The organism is Micromonospora wenchangensis (assembly GCF_002210435.1).
Taxonomy (GTDB): domain Bacteria; phylum Actinomycetota; class Actinomycetes; order Mycobacteriales; family Micromonosporaceae; genus Micromonospora; species Micromonospora wenchangensis.
Map to the genome: position 1 here is coordinate 19,032 of NZ_MZMV01000066.1, position 18,486 is coordinate 37,517.

An 18,486-nucleotide genomic window follows, 5' to 3' on the forward strand; every position below is an offset into this window, starting at 1 on the left:
CGCTGGGGTGCCGGGCGGTGAACGCGGCGGGGACACCCGACGCGGCCCGGTCGAACACGGCGTCGAACAGCGCCACCGCGTTCACCCGGCCACCGCCGTGGGCGACGGGACGTCGACGGCGACCGCGCGGGCGAACCGGCTGTCCGGTGGGCACAGCGCCGCCACCGCGTGGGCGTCGACGGCGGTGTCCACGTCCCGCAGCCGGGGCAGCAGGTGCACCCGCAGACCCCGGCGGCGCAACGCGGCCAGGGTACGCGCGCCGGTGCTCGCCACGGACGTGGGGACCGTCCGCAGCACCGTGGCGTGGCCGGGGTCGCGCAGCCCCAGCGTCCACCAGCCACCGTCGTCCGCCGGCCCGAGCACCGCGTCCGGCCCGTCCGCCCGGCCGAGCAGGTCCCGCGCGGTGTCCAGGTGCGCGGCGGTGAGCTGCGGGGTGTCCATGCCGACCAGCAGGGTCGCCGCGCCCGCCGTTTGGGTGTCGGCGAACGCGTGGGCGAGCCGGTCGGCGAGCGGGCCACCCCGCTGGGCGAGCCGCGTCCAGCCCGGCGGGGCCGGCAGGTCACCGTCGACGACCAGCACCCGGGCGTCGACGGTGGCCGTGCCGACGGTGTCCAGGGTGTCGGCCAGGGCCGCCGCGGCGACCCGGGCGGCCTGCGCCGGGGTGCAGGGCGGGCAGAGCCGCGTCTTGACCCGCCCGGGCACCGGCGTCTTGGCCAGCACCAGCACCCGCAGGGCGGTCGGTGGACGGTGGGCGTTCACCGGGCCAGCACCGTGCCCATGTCCCGCACGGCGCGGGCGGTGCCGAGCACGGTGCCGGTCACCTTCGACCGGGTGCCGGCCGCCCGGGGGTGGTAGTCGACGTCGACCTCGACCACCCGCCAGCCCGCCCGGCCGGCCGCGATCAGCAGCTCCAGCGGGTAACCGAAGCGGCGGTCCCGCAGCCCCAACGCCAGCAGGTCGTCGCGGCGGACGGCCCGGATCGGCCCGATGTCGTGCACGTCGAGGCCGGTGGTGCGGCGCAGCCGGTGGGCCAGCACGGCGTTGCCGACCCGGGCGTGCCACGGCCACACCCCACGTCCCGTCGGCCGACGCCGGCCGGTGCCCAGGTGCGCCGCGCCGGACCGGACCGGATCGGCCAGCCGGGGAAGCTGCGCCGGGTCGAACGACCCGTCGGCGTCCAGCACGCACACCACCCCGTCGACCGGGTCGGCCGCCAGCACCCCGGCGTGCACGGCCGCGCCGTACCCGGGCTCGGCCACGCTGATCACCTCGGCCCCGCAGGCCCGCGCCACCGCCGCCGACCCGTCGGTCGAGCCGTTGTCCACCACGATCGGCCGGTAGCCGGCCGGCATCCGGGCCAGCAGGTCGGGCAGGGCCGGGGCCTCGTCGCGGCAGGGAAGAACCACATCGGTCATGCAGCGGGACGCTAGGGCACCACCGGCCCGGAAATTCTTACCTGACGATGACGGAATCCCCGGCCGCCGCGCAGTTCTTACGAACCCCTGACGGCTGGTCGCGGCCGGCGCACGACGCCGGCCACCGGCCCTACCGTCGGCGGGTGATCCACGTACTCGTCACCGGCGGCGCCGGTTTCATCGGCACCCATGTGGTGACCGCCCTGCACGATGCCGGACACCGGGTGACCGTGGTGGACTCCGGCCACCCCGGCGCGCACCGCGGGCCGTTGCCGGACACCGTGGCGGGCGCACCGCTCGTCCGGCTCGACGTCCGGGACCGCCCGGCCCTCGCCGCCGTCCTGGCCGACGGGGTCGACGCGGTGGTGCACCAGGCCGCCATGGTGGGCCTCGGCGTCGACCTCGACGACCTGCCCGAGTACGTCGGCTGCAACGACCTCGGCACCGCCGTGCTGCTCGCCGCGATGGCCCGGGCGGGCGTGCACCGGCTGGTGCTGGCCAGCTCCATGGTGGTCTACGGCGAGGGCGCGTACGCCTGCGCCGGGCACGGTCCGGTGCGCCCCGCGCCGCGTACCGTCGCCGACCTGGCCGCCGGCCGGTACGAGCCGACCTGCCCGCGCTGCGCCGCCACGCTCACCCCGGGGCTGGTCGACGAGGACGATCCGCTCGACCCGCGCAGCGTGTACGCCGCCAGCAAGGCCGCCCAGGAGCACCTGACCGCCGCGTGGGCGCGACAGACCGGTGGCGCGGTGGTGGCGCTGCGGTACCACAACGTCTACGGGCCGGGGATGCCCCGCGACACCCCGTACAGCGGGGTCGCGGCGATCTTCCGGTCCGCGCTGGAGGCCGGCCGGGCGCCCCGGGTCTTCGAGGACGGCGGGCAGCGCCGCGACTTCGTCCACGTCCGCGACGTGGCGGCGGCCAACCTCGCCGCGCTGGACGCGACCGGCACCGCCACCGGCTGGCGGGCGTACAACGTGGCCTCCGGCCGGCCGGTCACCATCGCACAGGTCGCCACGGAGCTGGCCCGCGCCGCCGACGGACCGCCGCCCGTGGTCACCGGCGAGTTCCGGCTCGGCGACGTGCGGCACGTGGTCGCCTCGCCCACCCGGGCGGAGACCGAACTCGGGTTCCGGGCCGCCGTGGGGCTCGCCGAGGGGATCGCCGAGTTCGCCCACGCCCCCCTGCGCGGGTGAGCGCCACCCCCGGCCACCGTCCGGCTCCGCCCGAGGGCGCAGGAGGACTCCGAACGGAGCCGGACGGTGGTCCGCGCCGTCGCCCGCCGCGCGCCGACGTGATCGCCGCCGCTGCCGCCGTCGGCCTGTTCGCGGTGGCCGCCGTCACCGGCGGGGTGCTCTACCTGCTCGGCCACCCGGTGCACGCCAGCGCGGCACCGCTGTTCGCGCAGTGGCTGCCGCACGTCGGGGTCGGCACCCCGGCGGCCCTGTTGCTGGCCGCGCTGGTCTGCTGGCACGGGCCGGCGGTGGCCGCCCGGCTGCCCTGGCGACCGCTGCTCGCGCTCGGCTACGCCACCGCCGTGGCCTGGACGCTGTCGCTGGCCCTGGTCGACGGCTGGCACCGGGGCGTCGCCGGACGGCTGACCACCCGCCACGAATACCTGCACGAGGTGCCCGGCGTCACCGACGTCCCCGCCATGCTGGCCGGCTTCACCGGCCGGATCCTCGACGGGCAACCGGACTCCTGGACCACCCACGTCTCCGGCCACCCGCCGGGGGCGCTGCTCGTCTTCGTCGGGCTCGACCGGGTCGGGCTGTCCGGCGGGGGCTGGGCGGGGACGCTGTGCATCCTGGTGGCGGGCCTCGTCGCCGTCGCCGTGCCGCACACCGTACGACTGCTCGGCACCGAGGCGGCGGCCCGCGCGGTGCTGCCGTTCGTGGTGCTGTTCCCCGGGGCGGTCTGGGCCGGGGTGTCGGCCGACGGGCTGTTCGCCGGGGTGACCGCCACCGGCATCGCCCTGCTGGCCCACGGCCTCACCCGGGGACGGGCGGTGGGGGCACTCGCCGGTGGGGCCCTGTTGGCGTTCGGCTGCTACCTGTCGTACGGGCTGGTGCTGATGGCTCCGCTCGCGCTGGCGGTCGTCGTGCTGGCCGGCCGGCACCGGCGCACCGTGGGGTGGGCGTTCGTCGGGGCGCTGCCGGTCGCCGCCGCGTTCACCGCCGCCGGGTTCTGGTGGCCCACCGGCTACCACCTGGTCATCGAACGCTACTACCAGGGGATCGCCGCCGACCGGGCGTACGGCTACTGGGTCTGGGCCGACCTGGCCCTGGTCGTGGTGGCCGCCGGCCCGGTGGCGGCGGTGATCCTGCGGCGGGCGGTGCCGGCCGCCCGGCGGGCCCTCGCGGCGCGGCGGCCGAACGCGGAGCACACCGCCTGGCTGTTGCCGCTCGCCGCCGCGGCGGTGATCGTCGCGGCGGACCTGTCCGGCTACAGCAAGGCCGAGGTGGAACGCATCTGGCTGCCGTTCACCGTCTGGCTGACGGCCGGCGCGGCCCTGATCCCCGCGGCCGACCGGCGCGGCTGGCTCGTGCTGCAGGCGGCGGTCGCGCTCACGGTCAACCACCTGCTCCTGACCGGCTGGTAGTCCACCGCCTCCTTGCGACGACGCCGGGCACGCGCGGCGGCCGGTGACCCCGTCACCCGGCCGCCGCGTCCGGCTGTGCCCGGTCGGGGTCGGGACTTCTTACCGAACCATGACGTACCCGGCCGACGGTGACCGTTGCCCACCCGCCGGGCCGTACCCCCGGCAGACAGCACATCACCGCAGCCGGTTTCCGGCTTGGAGGAGATTCCCGATGAACCGCAGACCCGACGGGACCCCGCTGGTCCACACCCGGCCGGCCCGGATCGCCCTGGCCGCGCTGGTGCTGGCCGCCACCGGTGCGCTCACCGTCACCTTCGTCTCCGGTGGCGGCCGGGGCACCGCGGACGCCGCCGCCAGCCTGGACCAGTTCGTGCCGATCGAGAAGGTGCCGCCGAACGTGCGCGACCCGCAGCCGGCGGCGGGCGGGTCGCCAGGCCGGTTCACCGTGGACTGCGGTACGAACGGCAACGGCAAGTTCAGCCCGGACAACCCGGTGGCCCAGCCCGGCATCCGCAACGGCGCCGAACACGTCCACGACTTCGTCGGCAACCTGGCGATCACCGCCAACTCCTCCGACGCCGACCTGGACGCCTCCGGCACCACCTGCCGCAACGGCGACAAGTCGTCCTACTTCTGGCCGGTGGTGCGCATCGACAAAAGCGTCCGCAACGACGAGCAGGTGCGGCAGGCCCTCGCCCAGACCCAACCGACGGTCGTCTGCCCCTCGGTCGGCAAGCGGCTGCGCGCCGTCCCCACCGGGGCCCGGGGCACCATCGACCGGCTGCTTGCCGACCTGGACCGCCAGCAGGCCGCCGCGAACCAGCGGATGACCGCCAGCCGGGGCCGCATCGACGCCGCGTTCAACCGGGAGGTCGTCGACGCGTTGCGGGCCCGCCGCGCCGCGACGATCAGGCAGATCAGCAGCACGGTCACCGCCTCCGGTGGCAATCAGCCCGGCCTGGTCTCGCTCGTCGAGTGCGACGTCAGCTACGACGACATGCACGCCCGGATGCCCGCCGGCGCCCACCGCGCCAGCGTCACGGCGGCCCAGGCGGCCAACCCGCGCATCCAGTGCCCCAGCGTGCGGGACAAGCTGCCAGGTGTCCCGGCCGGGGCGCTCGCCGAGGTGAACCGCAACCTCGACGAGCTCGACAGGCAGCTCTCCGAGGCCAACGAACGCCTGGTCACCAGCCGGGGTCAGGGCGGCCCGGCCTTCGTCGACAACGCCATCCTCGGTCCGCTGCGCGCCAAGCGGATCGCGGTGCTCGACCGGATCGCCATCGCGATCGGCAGGCAGGCCGCCCGCCCGCAGGGCCTCGACGCGTTCGCCACCTGCACCCTGGACCAGGCCCCCGGCACCCCGGGCAGCGCACCCACGACCGCTGCGCCTGCCACCGCCACCGCGCTGCCCGACCCGCAGGGGCCCGACCTGGAACTGCCCGGCAACACCGGCGGCATCGTCCGCCCGGCGCAGGTGCTGATCGAGTACCGCGGCAACCCCGTCAGCCGGGTGGTGCCGATGCCGAAGTTCCTCCGGGCGCTCACCGGTGACGCCAAGCCCACCAGCCGTGGCCCGGCCAACGCCCGCGCCACCTGGACCTGCTCGGGCTTCGCCGACCGGCTGGCCGACAAGTACCCGATCTGCCCCGCCGGCAGCCAGGTCCAGCGGGTGCACGACTTCCCCGGCTGCTGGGACGGCCGCAACGTCGACAGCGACAACCACCGCAACCACGTCGCGTTCGCCGACCGGGCCACCGGCGCCTGCCCGCAGGGCTTCCGGGCGATCCCGCAGCTGCGGATCACCGTCGGCTACGACATCCCCCGGGACGTGCAGCTCAAGGGCCAGTACGCGCTCGACTCGTTCCCGGAGGAGAACCACAACCCGTTCTCCGACCACAACGACTTCGTCAACGTCAACTCCGCCCAGACCATGCAGCGCATCGCCACCTGCATCAATAAGGGCAAAAGCTGCTCCTGACCCCGGGGCGCCAGGCGCGGGAGGGCGCGACACCACCGCCACGCCGAGGGCGGTGGTGTCGCGCCGACCCGGGGCTCACCCCGGCCGGACGGACCGGCGTCGGTCGGTCGGGCCGGTTACGGGGTCACGGAGAGCAGGTGGGCCCGGTAGCCCTCGCCGTAGCTCTTGGTGGGGGTGCCGTTGTAGTCCTCGATGAGCACGTTGCCGCCGCTGCAACCCCACGGGTTCCAGGTCCACGCGGTGTAGCCCAGCCGCTTGCTGTCCAGCCAGGTCATCAACCTGTCGATGTAGTCGTGGGCGCAGGTGTCCTGGCCGATCTCCCCGGCGTGCACCGGCACCTGGGCCGCCACCGGCGCGATCTGGGTGTCCCAGCAGGTCTCGGTGACACAGGCGTTGAAGTTGTACGAGTGCCAGGAGGCGACGATGTTGTTGCGCGGGTCGGTCGGCTTGTAGGCCAGCCACTGGGTCAGGTCGTTGGTCCAGGTCAGGCCGGGGACGAGCAGGACGTTGGTGGCCCCGGTCGCGCGGACGGCGTCGACCAGGCTCTGCATGCCGGCCACCGGGTACTCGATGCCGGTGCAGGTGCCGCCGTCCCGCAGGCAGCGCCACGCGGCCGTCATGTCCGACCAGTTGTTCGCGGCGTCCGGGTACGGCTCGTTGAACAGGTCGAACAGCACCGCGTCGTTGCCCTTGAACGCGGTGGCCACGCCGGTCCAGAACTGCGGCGTGTACTGCCTGCTCGGCATCGGCTTCTGGCAGGTGGCGTTCACGTCGGGGCAGGCCGAGATGTTGCCGGTGTACTGGCCGTGGGTCCAGTGCAGGTCGAGGATCGGGTTGATCCCGTTGGCGACGAGCAGGTTCACGTACGCCTTGACCGCCTGCTGGTAGGTGGCCCCGCTGGGTGACCCGGACAGGCCGAGCCAACAGTCCTCGTTGAGCGGGATGCGTACCGCGCGGATGTTCCAGGCCTTCATCGCGTCGACGGAGGCCTGGTCGACCGGTCCGCTGTCCCACATGCCCTTGCCCTGGACGCAGGCGAACTCGCCGCTGGCCCGGTTGACGCCGAGCAGCCGGTAGGTCGCCCCGGCCGCGGTGACCAGCCGGTTGCCCGAGACCCGCAGGCTCGGCGCGGCACCGCCCGGCGGCGGGGTGGTGGTCGGCGGCGGGGTGGTCGGCGGGGGAGTGGTGGGTGGCGGCGTGGTGGGCGGTGGGGTGGTCGGCGGCGGCGTCGTGGGCGGGGGTGTCGTCGGGCTGACCACGCCGGTGCAGGTCGTCCCGTTGAGCGCGAACGACGTGGGTACGGGGTTGGTCCCGCTCCACGCGCCGTTGAAGCCGATCGTGGTGGACGCGCCGGTGTTCAGCGCGCTGTTCCAGCTCAGGCTGGCCGCCGACACCCGGGCACCGGACTGCGACCAGGTGGCGCTCCAGCCCTGGGTGACCCGCTGGTCGGTGTCCGGGAAGTCGAACGTCAACGTCCAGCCGGCCAGCGCGGAGCCGAGGTTGGTGATGGCGACGTTGCCGCTGAACCCGCCGTTCCACTGGCTCTGCACGGTGTAGGTGACCGCACAGCCCGCGGCGGCGGCCGAGGCGGGCAGGGTGGCCGCGGTCAGGCTGGCGGCCACCAGCGTGCCGGCGGCTGTCGCCGCCAGCAGGGCATGACGACGTGTCATGGAAGCTCTCCTAGGCATAGAGGGGAGCGTCGATGGGAGCGCGCCTGCGAGCTTTCTTTATTCGCCTTACTAAGTCAAGCGTATCGATGTCGTTTCGACGGTTCGCCAGGTGGAACGCGTCCCGGTGCTACCGGGGCGGGCCGGTCGTGCCCCGGACGACCACCGTCTCGGTGGCGCACCAGCGCTGCGGCACCGACTCGCCCGTGACCAGCCGCAGCACCGACTCGCCCACCGACTCGCCGAACGAGTGCACGTCGAGGCTCATCGTGGTCAGCGCGGGCGAGGCCAGCCGGCAGAGACTGGAGTCGTCCCAGGCGATCAGGCTGACGTCCCGGGGGACCCGGTGACCCAGCTCGGTGACCGCGTGCAGGCCCGCCACCGCCATCAGGTCGTTGTCGTAGATGATCGCGGTGGGTGGGTCGGGCCCGTCCAGCAGCCCGGTGGTCAACCGCGCCCCCGACTCCGCCGAGTAGTCGCCCGCCACGACGACCGCGTCGACGGCCGACTCCGCCGCCGCCGTCAGCAGCGCGGCCGTCCGGGTCCGGGTGTGCAGCAGCGCGTCGGGCCCGCTGATCCGCGCCACCCGCCGGTGCCCCAGGCCCACCAGGTGCGCCAGGGCCGCCCGCATCGACCCGGCGTCGTCCCGGCGTACCGCCGGGTTGTCGCCGGTGGGCTCGCCCGCGACCACCACGGGCAGCCGCAGGTCCCGCAGCACCGCCGGGCGGGCGTCGTCGACCGACGGGTTCACCAGCACGACCGCGTCGACCAGCCGCTGCCGCGCCCACCTGCGGTACGCGGCGATCTCGGCGTCGTGGTGCGCGACGACGTGCAGCAGCACCGACCGGCCGTGCGCGGCGAGCCGCTCCTCGATGCCCGCGATGAACTCCATGAAGAACGGCTCGGTGCCGAGCAGGCGGGGCGGCCGGGCGAGCACCAGCCCCACCGCGCTCGTGCGCCACGTGTCGTCCATCGCGTACCCCCGGGTCACTCAGCCTGCCGATTCGGTGAGCCGGACCCGCCGGCCGGGCACCTGCTCGGGCGGGCGTGGCCCGTGGCCCGGCGGGACCAGCTCCGATTCGAGGACCAGGGCGGCCGCGCCGATGGCCGAGGCCGTCGCGGCGGAACGGGACAGCCGGACGTCGACGGTGTGCGTGCCCCGGGCGAAGCAGGCGCGCAGTTCGTGCCGGACGATCGGCAGGTACACCGACCCGGCGGTGGCCAGGCTCGGCCCGGTCAGCACGAGCACCTCCAGGTCCATCAGGTTCGCCAGCGTCCGGGCGGCCACCCCGACGTGCCGGGCCGACCGCTCCAGCAACGCCAGCGCGTGCGGCTCACCCCGGCGGGCGGCCCGGCTGATCGCGGCGAAGTCGGCGACCACCGAGGGCCGTCGGACGCCCGGCGTGAAACCCACCGCCCGCGCCGTCGCCGGCTCCGAGCGCGCCGCGGCGACCACCGCCGCCGGCCCGGCCAGCGCCTCCACGCAACCCCGCGCCCCGCACCAGCACCGCGGCCCGTCGGCCGACACGCACACGTGCCCCAGTTCACCGACGTTGCCGCTCGGCCCCCGGTAGGTGCTGCCGTTGACGACCAGCCCGGCACCGATGCCGGTACCCATGTAGAGGGCGGCGGCCGAGGTCGCCGTGCCGAACCCGCCGGTCCAGTGCTCGCCCGACGCCGCCGCGGTCGCGTCGTTGTCCAGCGCCACCGGCAGGGCCGTCACCTGTTCCAGCGCCGCGCCCAGCGGGAACCCGTTCCACTGCCGCATCGCGGGGGCGAGCCCCACGTCCGGCGGGCCACCCATGCCCCGGGTGGCGTTGACCGGCCCGGGGAACACCAGGCCGACGCCGAGGATGCGGTCCCGCTCCACCCCGACCCCGTCGATCAACGCGGCGATCTCGGTGGCGATCCGGGCGACCACCACCGCCGGCTCCTGCGCGCCGGCCCCCGGGCGGGAGATCCGGGCCACCACCGTGCCGCCCAGGTTGGTCAGGGCGTACGTGATGACGCCGTGGTCCAGGTGCACGCCGACGGCGTACCGGGAGGCGTGGTTGAGCTGGAGCAGGACCCGCCGCTTGCCGCCTGTCGACTTCGCGTGCCCGGTCTCGACGACCAGGTCCTCGTTGATCAGCTTGCGGACCAGGGTGGAGATGGTCGGCGCGGTGAAACCGGTGGCCCGGATCAGGCCGACCCGGCTGATCGTCCCGGCCGCGCGGATCGCGTCGAGAACGACCGACCTGCTGCTCACCTGGGGTTTGCTCGCTGCTGGTCCGCTCACTGCTTCTCTGCCAGGGGCTGTTAGGTCGGCGGACCAGAGTATACAAGTATCCCGATGGCCCAGGATCGTGGCCGAGGGGCGGGCCGCCGACCCGCTGACGCGCTCCGACATCGTGGCGGTCCGGGTCGGACCGATTCTCGCCGTCCGACTGTTCAGTTTTTGCAAGAATCCGACGTAGTATTGCCGCCGTGACGAAGCGTCTGACGGAGGTGGCCCGCAAGGCGGGAGTCAGCGAGGCGACCGTGAGCCGGGTGCTCAACGGTCGCGGGGGAGTGTCCGAGGCGACCCGGGCGGCGGTGCTGACCGCCCTCGACGTGCTCGGCTACGAACGCCCGACGAAACTGCGCGGCGAGCGGGCCCGGCTGGTCGGCCTGGTGCTGCCGGAGTTGCAGAACCCGATCTTCCCGGCGCTGGCCGAGGTGGTCACCGGCTCGCTCGCCCAACGGGGGTTCACCCCGGCGCTGTGCGCCCGCACCATCGGCGGCGTGCCGGAGTCCGGCTACGTGGAGATGCTGCTCGACCACCAGGTCAGCGGGGTCATCTTCGCGGGCGGCTCGTACGCGCTGGCCGACGCCTCGCACGAGCACTACCGGCGGTTGACCGACCGGGGCCTGCCGGTGGTGCTGGTCAACGCGGGCGTCGAGGAACTGGGCTTCCCCCGGGTGTCCACCGACGACGCGGTCGCCGTCGAGCAGGCGTACGGGCACCTGCGCTCGCTCGGTCACCAGACGATCGGCATGGTGCTCGGTCCGGCCGACCACATCCCGTCGCGGCGCAAACTGGACGCGATGGTCCGTACCGCCGGCTGGGACGCCGACCGCCACCTGGTGGAGCGGTCCAGCTTCTCGATGGAGGGTGCCCGGGTCGCGGCGACCAGGCTGATCGAGCGCGGCGTGACCGGGGTGATCTGCGCCAGCGACGTGCTGGCGCTGGGCACCGTCCGGGCCGCCCGCCGGCTCGGCCGCGCGGTGCCGGCCGACGTGTCGGTGGTCGGCTTCGACGACTCGGCGTTCATGACCTGCACCGATCCGCCGCTGACCACGGTGCGCCAACCGATCGAGACGATGGGGCAGGCCGCGGTCGATCTGCTGGTCACCCAGATCGAGGGGGCCGGCGTGCTGCACGACGAGCTGCTCTTCGAACCCGAACTGGTGGTACGCGGCTCCACCGCCCCCGTGCCCCGCGACTGACCCGTCACGACCGACCCGCGACGCCCCGAGGCCGTCGACCGCACCCGCGGTCGACGGCCGTTCTGCTGTCCGGGGGTGGCATCGTTGCGATCAACCACTCTGGAGTCGATTTCTTTCGTCATGCGGTCGAAACCTTGCTGTAAAGAGTCCACGTCGCTACATTGACTCCACTCAACCCCGACCCCGGGCACCGAGTCCGGGGCAGGGCGCGGGCGGCTGCCACCCCACCACCCCCGTCACCGGCTGCCGCCCGGTCACCGCAGATCAGTGCAGGTCATGGATAACCGTTCCCGAAGGGATGGACAGATGTCCGTACCGCAGTACCGGAAGGCCGCGGCCCTGACGCTCGCGGCCGGCCTCGGGCTCAGCCTGGCGGCGTGCTCCACCAAGAGCGACGACAGCAGCGACGCCGGCGGCAAGGTCACCATCACGGTCGACTGCCAGCCGGTCGGCGCGCAGAAGGAACTGCTGAAGAACTGGAACGACGACGTCGCCGCGTTCCAGCAGCAGAACCCGGACATCGTCGTCAAGAGCGTCAGCGTCGGCGAGCAGTGCAACAACCCGCCGGACTTCACCGCCCGCCTCGCCGGCGGCACCGTCACCGACGTCTTCTACGGCTACATGACCGACCTCACGCAGGTGCTGGACTCCGGCCAGGCCATGGACATCACCGACTACGCCACCAGGGACACCATCCCCACCTGGGACAGCGTCGACCCGGCGCTCAAGGAGGTCTTCACCGACGGCGGCAAGCTCTACGGCGTACCGGTAAAGAACTACTCGATGGGCCTGATCTACAACAAGGCGCTCTTCCAACGTGCCGGCCTGGACCCGGCCACCCCGCCGAAGACCTGGCCCGAGGTGCGCGCCGCGGCCAAGAAGATCTCCGCGCTCGGCGGTGGCATCGCCGGCTACTCCGAGTACAGCGCCGGCAACACCGGCGGCTGGCACTTCACCGCGCTGCTCTACTCGCAGGGCGGCCAGGTGCTCACCGCCGACGGCAAGAAGGCCGACGTCAACAACCCGGCGGGCAGGCAGGTCCTGCAGAACCTCAGGGACATGCGCCACGGCGACGACAGCATGGGCAGCCGCCAACTCCTGCAGTGGGGTGACCTGCTCACCAACGCCGGCGCCGGCAAGGTCGGCATGTTCATCGGCGCGCCCGACGCCACCCAGGCGATCGTCACCCAGTTCCAGGGCCGCTACCAGGACTGGGCGATGGGCCCGCTGCCCGGCCAGGACGGGCCGGCGACCGCGACGCTCGGCGGCGGCGAGGGCTACTTCTTCAAGAAGGGCCTGTCGCCCGAGCAGGTCAGGGCCGGCCTGAAGTGGATCGCCTTCCAGAAGCTCACCCCGGGCAAGGGCCAGTTCGACTACGTCCGGGCCAAGCCGCAGAACTACCCGGTGGGCCTGCCCCAGCCGCTGCTGTTCGCCGCCGGCAGCGACGCGCAGAAGCAGGAACTGGACCTGCGCAAGGCCAACGCCAACGTGGACACCGCCAACTTCGCGGCCTTCGAGGCCAACCCGGTGCCGATCAAGGGCGAGCCGCGCAACGCCCAGGCCATCTACGCGGTCCTCGACGCCGCGATGTCCGGGGTGCTGACGAACCCGAACGCGAACATCGACGCCCTGCTCACCACGGCCGAAGGCAAGATCAACCAACTGTTGGCCGCCGACAGCTGACCCGCCCGCGTGGGGGCCGGCCACCCGGCCCCCACGCCACCGCGACCCACTACCGCAGGGAGTTGCCTTGGCGCTCACCGCCGCCCCGGGAGCCACCCGCCGCCCCGGCCGCCCCACGCCGTCGCCGCAGCCCACCCCCGCCCGACGGGCCGGACGCGGCCGGCGGGTACGGGACAACCTGACCGGGCACACGTTCCTCGTCGGCGCGCTCGTCTGCTTCGCCGTCTTCTCCTGGTACCCGATGGTGCGCGGCGTGGTGATGAGCTTCCAGCGCACCCGACGCGGCGAGACCACCTGGGTCGGCTGGGACAACTACGCCCGGATCATCGCCGATCCGAGCTTCTGGACGGCCTGGAAGAACACCTTCGTCTTCACCGGCCTGGCCCTGGTGCTCGGCTACGCCGTCCCGTTCCTCGTGGCGATCCTGCTCAACGAGCTGCGCCACGCCACCGGCTACCTGCGGGTGCTGGTCTACCTGCCGGTGATGCTGCCCCCGGCGTCCGCGCTGTTCCTGTTCAAGTTCTACGCCTACGACCCGAGCGGGGCGGGACTGTTCAACGCGGTCCTCACCGCGCTCGGCCTGCCCACCTCCGAGTGGATGCAGTCGCCCACCATGACCATGCCCGCCATGGTGCTCGCGTCGACCTGGATGAACATGGGCGGCGCAGTGCTGATCTACCTGGCCGCGTTGCAGAACGTCCCCGGCGAGCTGTACGAGGCCGCCGAACTCGACGGCGCCGGACTGTGGCGGCGCATCGTCCACGTGACCGTCCCGCAGACCCGGCTGATCCTCGCCCTGCTGGCCATGCTCCAGATCGTCGCCACCATGCAGCTGTTCATCGAGCCGCTGATCCTCGCCAACGGCGCCGGCACCCAGGACTCGGCGACCTCGGTGGCGTACCTCATCTACCAGCACGGCTTCTTCCAGAACGACCTCAACGGCGCCGCCGCGCTCGGCGTGATCATGCTGGTGGTGCTGGCCGGGTTCTCCGCCGTCTACCTGCGACTGACCGCGAGACAGGACTAGGACATGGCCGCCGACCCCACCACCCGGACCCTCATCGCCCCGGCACAACTGCGACGCGGACGCGGCCGGATCCTCTACTGGACCGTGCTGACCGTCGTCGTGGTCGTGTTCACGCTGGTCTTCCTCGGCCCGCTCTACTGGATGGTCACCGGCGCGCTCAAGAGCGGCCAGGAGATCGCCCAGACCCCGCCGTCGCTGTTCCCCCACGACCCGCAACCGGGCAACTACGTCGACGCCTGGACCAACCTGGACCTGGCCAAGCTGCTGTTCAACACCTTCTACTACGCCACCGGCGCGGTGCTGTTCCAACTCGTGTTCGACACCGCCGCCGCCTACGCGCTGTCGAAGCTGCGCCCGGTGCTGGGCGGGCTGATCCTCGCCATGATGCTGGCGACGCTGATGATCCCGGCGATGGTGCTCATCGTCCCGCAGTACGTGACCGTGATCGACCTGCCGGTCGTGCACCTCAACCTGCTCGACTCCCCGTTCGCGATCTGGCTGCCGCTGGTCGCCAACGCGTTCAACATCTTCCTGCTCAAACGGTTCTTCGACTCCATCCCGGACGACCTGATGGCCGCCGCCGTCGTCGACGGCGCGTCACCGCTGCGCACCCTCTGGTCGATCGTCCTGCCGATGTCCCGCCCGATCCTCGGCGTGGTGGCGATCTTCGCGGTGACGGCGGTCTGGAAGGACTTCCTCTGGCCCAAGCTGGTCATGCCCTCACCGGAGACCCGCACGGTCAGCGTCGGCATCTACGCCTTCGCCGGCGGCACCCCGATGAACGTCGTGATCGCCGCCTCGGTCATCGCCGCCATCCCCACCGTCGTGCTGTTCCTGATCTTCCAACGGAACATCATGTCCGGCCTGACCACCGGCGGCCTCAAGGGCTGACCGGGCACCCCGCCCGCCGCCCACAGCCCGCCGCAGCAGAACCGACCCGCAGAAAGCAGGTGACCGTGCCCATGGTCGACAGCAGCCCGTGGTGGCGCTCCGCGGTGATCTACCAGGTCTATCCGCGCAGCTTCGCCGACGGCGACGGCGACGGGATCGGCGACGTCGCCGGCATCCGCTCCCGCCTGGACCACCTCGCCGCCCTCGGCGTCGACGCCATCTGGTTCAGCCCCTGGTATCCGTCACCGATGGCCGACGCCGGCTACGACGTCGCCGACCACCGCGACATCGACCCCGTCTTCGGCACCCTCGCCGAGGTCGAGGCGCTGATCACCGAGGCGCACGCGCTCGGCGTCCGGACCATCGTCGACGTGGTGCCCAACCACTGCTCGGAGGCGCACCCCTGGTTCCGGGCCGCGCTCACCGGCGGCCCGGACGCCCCCGAACGGGAGCTGTTCTGGTTCCGTCCCGGCCGGGGACCCGACGGCGACCTGCCACCCACCGACTGGACGGGCGAGTTCGGCGGCCCCACCTGGACCCGCACCACCGACCCGGACGGCACCCCCGGCGACTGGTACCTGCACCTGTTCGCCCCGCAACAACCCGACTTCAACTGGGACCACCCCCGGGTCCGCGCCGAGTTCGAGGCCATCCTGCGCTTCTGGTTCGACCGGGGCGTGGACGGCATCCGGATCGACTCCGCCGGCCTGCTGGTCAAGGACGGCACGCTGCCGGAGGTCCACCCGGACCGGCCACACCCGTTCCACGACCGGGACGGCGTGCACGACATCTACCGCGCCTGGCGGCGCATCGCCGACTCCTACCCGGGCGGGCGGGCGCTGGTCGGCGAGGTGTGGCTGCCCGACCGGCAGCGGTTCGCCGACTACCTGCGCCCGGACGAACTGCACACCGCGTTCAACTTCGACTTCCTCGGCTGCGCCTGGGACGCCGCCGCGCTGCGCGAGAGCATCGACGGCACCCTCGGCGCGCACGCCCCGGTCGACGCCCCGGCCACCTGGGTGCTGTCCAACCACGACGTCACCCGGCACGTCACCCGCTACGGCCGGGCCGACACCCGGTTCAGCTTCGCCGCCAAGCGCGAGGGCATCCCCACCGACCTGGAACTCGGCACCCGCCGGGCCCGGGCCGCCGCGCTGCTCAGCCTCGCCCTGCCCGGTGCCGCCTACGTCTACCAGGGCGAGGAACTGGGCCTGTGGGAGGTCGAGGACATCCCGTACGCGCTGCGGCAGGACCCGATGTGGGAACGCTCCGGGCGGGTCGACCCGGGCCGCGACGGCTGCCGGGTGCCGCTGCCCTGGCAGGGCGACACCCCGCCGTTCGGGTTCAGCCCCGACGGGGCCGCCGCCGCCCCCTGGCTGCCGCAGCCGACCGACTGGAAGGACCGCACCGTCCGCGCCCAGACCGGCGACCCGCACTCGATGCTGGAGCTGTACCGGGCCGCGCTGGCACTGCGCCGGGCCGAACCCGCCCTCGGCGACGGCACGCTGACCTGGCTGCCCGCGCCGCCACCGGTGCTCGCGTTCGCCCGGGAACCCGGGTTCGCCTGCCTGGTCAACCTCGGTGCCGAGGCGGTGGCGCTGCCCGCCCACGACCGGGTGCTGCTGGCCAGCGGGCCACTGCACGACGACCGGCTGCCCCCGGACACCGCGGTCTGGCTGCGGACCCGGCCGGCCTGAACCGCACCACCGGGCGGCCCGTCCCGGCCGCCGGAACACCTGGGGAGGAAGGGAAGGAGACAGCAGCACCGCCGCACGGGGGACCTGGCCACCGACGAAAGGGAGCACACCCCGCATGGCCGAGCACCCGCACCACCGACGCCCCACCGGGCTCGCGGCCCTGGCCGCCGCCGTACTCGCCGCCTCGACACTGACCGTCGTGGCGTTGACCTCCACCGCCACCCCGGCGTACGCCGCCGGCCTGTCCCCGTTCGACATCGCCGGCCGGGGCGCGACCGTGCCGTTCCGGGAGCAGGAGGCGGAACAGGCCGTCCACACCGGCACCAGGATCGGCCCCGACCGGCGCTACGGCACGCTGCCGTCCGAGGCGTCCGGCCGGGAGGCGGTCACCCTCGACGCGGTCGGCGAGTACGTCGAGTTCACCCTCACCGCCCCGGCGAACGCGGTCACCTTCCGCTACAGCCTGCCCGACAACGCCGCCGGCACCGGCCGGGACGCCAGCATCGACCTGCGCGCCAACGGCACCCTGGTCAAGGCCGTCCCGGTCACCTCCCGGTACGGCTGGTACTACGGCGGATACCCGTTCAACAACAACCCGGGCGACACCAACCCGCACCACTTCTACGACGAGACCCGCACCATGTTCGGCACCACCTACCCGGCCGGCACGACGATCCGCCTCCAGGTCTCCTCGACCGCCCAGTCACCCACGTTCACCATCGACCTGGCCGACTTCGAGCTGGTCGGGTCGCCGATCGCCAAACCCTCGGGCGTGCTGGACGTGGTGACCGACTTCGGCGCGGACCCGACCGGCGGCACCGACTCGACGGCGAGGTTCCAGGCCGCGGTGGACGCCGGCAGGGCGCAGGGGAGGGCGGTGTGGATCCCGGCCGGCACGTTCACCCTCTGGGACCACGTGGTGGTCGACGGCGTGACGCTGCGCGGGGCCGGGCCGTGGTACTCGGTGCTCGGCGGCCGGCACCCCACCGACCGTAAACGCGCCGCCGGCATCTACGGCAAGTACGTACCCGGCGGCGGCTACTCCGGGGAGATCCGTTCGCACGAGGCCGGCGGACCCAGCCGCAACGTCACGCTGCGGGACTTCGCCATCATCGGTGACATCCGGGAGCGGGTCGACGAGGACCAGGTCAACGCCATCGGCGGCGCGATGACGAACTCGGTGGTGGACAACCTGTGGTTGCAGCACACCAAGGTCGGCGCGTGGATGGACGGCCCGATGGACAACTTCACCATCCGCAACAGCCGCATCCTCGACCAGACCGCCGACGGGGTGAACTTCCACTGGGGCGTCACCAACTCCACGGTGACCAACACGTTCGTCCGCAACACCGGCGACGACGCGCTGGCCATGTGGGCGCAGAGCGTGCCGAACGTCGGCAACTCCTTCACCCGCAACACCATCGGCGTCACCGTCCTGGCCAACCACCTGGTCACCTACGGCGGGCGGGACATCACCATCGCCGACAACGTGACCGCCGACTCGGTGACCAACGGCGGCGGCATCCACGTCGCGAACCGCTACCCCGGGGTCACCGGTCCGACGGCGGTGGCCGGCACCATCACCGTGGCCCGCAACACGCTGATCCGCAACGGCAACTCCGACTACAACTGGAACTTCGGGGTCGGCGCGATCTGGTTCTCCGCGCTCAACGAGCCGATCCAGGGCGCGGCCGTCAACGTCACCGACACCGACATCCTGGACAGCTCCTACGCGGCGCTGCACTGGATCGAGGGGCAGACCAGCGGAATCGCGTTCAACAACGTCCGGATCGACGGCGCGGGCACGTACGCGCTCCAGGTGCAGGCCCCCAGCCAGGTCAGCTTCACAGGCGTCCGGGCCACCAACATCGCCCAGGCCAACCCGATGCACAACTGCGTCGGCAGCGGCTTCCAGATCACCCAGGGCACCGGCAACTCCGGCTGGTACACGCCCACCCCGTACTGCGGGCCGTGGCCACAGCCGCAGTGGGGCAACGGCCCGTCCAGCCCGCCGCCGACCAGCGTCCCGCCGACCACCGCGCCCCCGACCACGGCCCC

At 73.1% G+C, this 18,486-nt stretch carries 14 protein-coding genes; 9 read left to right on the forward strand and 5 right to left on the reverse strand.

The features are described from left to right. Positions 1-81: 81 nt before the first annotated feature. Positions 82-759 (reverse strand): TIGR04282 family arsenosugar biosynthesis glycosyltransferase, encoded by a 678-nt coding sequence (locus B5D80_RS27330; protein ID WP_088646820.1) that lies wholly within the window; start codon positions 757-759, stop codon positions 82-84. Continuing rightward, positions 756-1,415, reverse strand: coding sequence for a glycosyltransferase family 2 protein (locus B5D80_RS27335; RefSeq protein ID WP_088646821.1), 660 nt, complete (start codon positions 1,413-1,415; stop codon positions 756-758). Before B5D80_RS27335 ends, B5D80_RS27330 begins: the two co-directional genes overlap by 4 nt. A gap of 146 nt (positions 1,416-1,561) precedes the next feature. On the opposite strand from B5D80_RS27335, the gene B5D80_RS27340 reads away from it, so the two are divergent. The 3 genes from B5D80_RS27340 (at position 1,562) to B5D80_RS27350 (ending at position 5,995) form a co-directional block, all read left to right on the forward strand. Then, positions 1,562-2,611, forward strand: coding sequence for an NAD-dependent epimerase/dehydratase family protein (locus B5D80_RS27340; protein WP_088646836.1), 1,050 nt, complete (start codon positions 1,562-1,564; stop codon positions 2,609-2,611). A gap of 98 nt (positions 2,612-2,709) precedes the next feature. Then, positions 2,710-4,017 (forward strand): hypothetical protein, encoded by a 1,308-nt coding sequence (locus B5D80_RS27345; protein WP_088646822.1) that lies wholly within the window; start codon positions 2,710-2,712, stop codon positions 4,015-4,017. A gap of 211 nt (positions 4,018-4,228) precedes the next feature. Next, the gene (locus B5D80_RS27350; RefSeq protein ID WP_088646823.1) at positions 4,229-5,995 is read left to right on the forward strand and encodes a DUF1996 domain-containing protein; all 1,767 of its coding nucleotides are present in this window, start codon (positions 4,229-4,231) and stop codon (positions 5,993-5,995) included. A gap of 116 nt (positions 5,996-6,111) precedes the next feature. Here B5D80_RS27350 and B5D80_RS27355 read toward each other — a convergent pair whose 3' ends face one another. The 3 genes from B5D80_RS27355 to B5D80_RS27365 all read right to left on the reverse strand — a co-directional run bounded on the left by B5D80_RS27355 (position 6,112) and on the right by B5D80_RS27365 (position 9,910). Then, positions 6,112-7,665 carry a cellulase family glycosylhydrolase gene (locus B5D80_RS27355; protein WP_088646824.1) on the reverse strand — a complete coding sequence of 518 codons (1,554 nt, stop codon included), beginning with the start codon at positions 7,663-7,665 and terminating at the stop codon, positions 6,112-6,114. A 127-nt stretch (positions 7,666-7,792) separates the two neighbouring features. Next, the gene (locus B5D80_RS27360) at positions 7,793-8,635 is read right to left on the reverse strand and encodes a LacI family DNA-binding transcriptional regulator (protein ID WP_088646837.1); all 843 of its coding nucleotides are present in this window, start codon (positions 8,633-8,635) and stop codon (positions 7,793-7,795) included. Between the two features lie 18 nt (positions 8,636-8,653). Further along, a complete protein-coding gene (locus tag B5D80_RS27365; protein ID WP_245855011.1) occupies positions 8,654-9,910 on the reverse strand; it encodes an ROK family protein in 1,257 nt (418 codons plus the stop codon). A gap of 218 nt (positions 9,911-10,128) precedes the next feature. On the opposite strand from B5D80_RS27365, the gene B5D80_RS27370 reads away from it, so the two are divergent. The 6 genes from B5D80_RS27370 to B5D80_RS27395 all read left to right on the forward strand — a co-directional run. Further along, entirely contained in the window at positions 10,129-11,130 is a 1,002-nt protein-coding gene (locus tag B5D80_RS27370) for a LacI family DNA-binding transcriptional regulator (protein WP_088646826.1), read from the forward strand. A 306-nt stretch (positions 11,131-11,436) separates the two neighbouring features. Continuing rightward, positions 11,437-12,813, forward strand: coding sequence for an ABC transporter substrate-binding protein (locus B5D80_RS27375; protein WP_088646827.1), 1,377 nt, complete (start codon positions 11,437-11,439; stop codon positions 12,811-12,813). 67 nt (positions 12,814-12,880) lie between these two features. Next, positions 12,881-13,840: a carbohydrate ABC transporter permease gene (locus B5D80_RS27380; RefSeq protein ID WP_088646828.1), complete on the forward strand. Its 960-nt coding sequence runs from the start codon at positions 12,881-12,883 to the stop codon at positions 13,838-13,840. A gap of 3 nt (positions 13,841-13,843) precedes the next feature. Continuing rightward, the gene (locus B5D80_RS27385; RefSeq protein ID WP_088646829.1) at positions 13,844-14,731 is read left to right on the forward strand and encodes a carbohydrate ABC transporter permease; all 888 of its coding nucleotides are present in this window, start codon (positions 13,844-13,846) and stop codon (positions 14,729-14,731) included. A gap of 71 nt (positions 14,732-14,802) precedes the next feature. Beyond that, positions 14,803-16,428 (forward strand): glycoside hydrolase family 13 protein, encoded by a 1,626-nt coding sequence (locus B5D80_RS27390; RefSeq protein ID WP_088646838.1) that lies wholly within the window; start codon positions 14,803-14,805, stop codon positions 16,426-16,428. Between the two features lie 115 nt (positions 16,429-16,543). Continuing rightward, on the forward strand, positions 16,544-18,486 hold a 1,943-nt coding region (locus tag B5D80_RS27395), incomplete at its 3' end, for a glycosyl hydrolase family 28-related protein (RefSeq protein WP_088646830.1).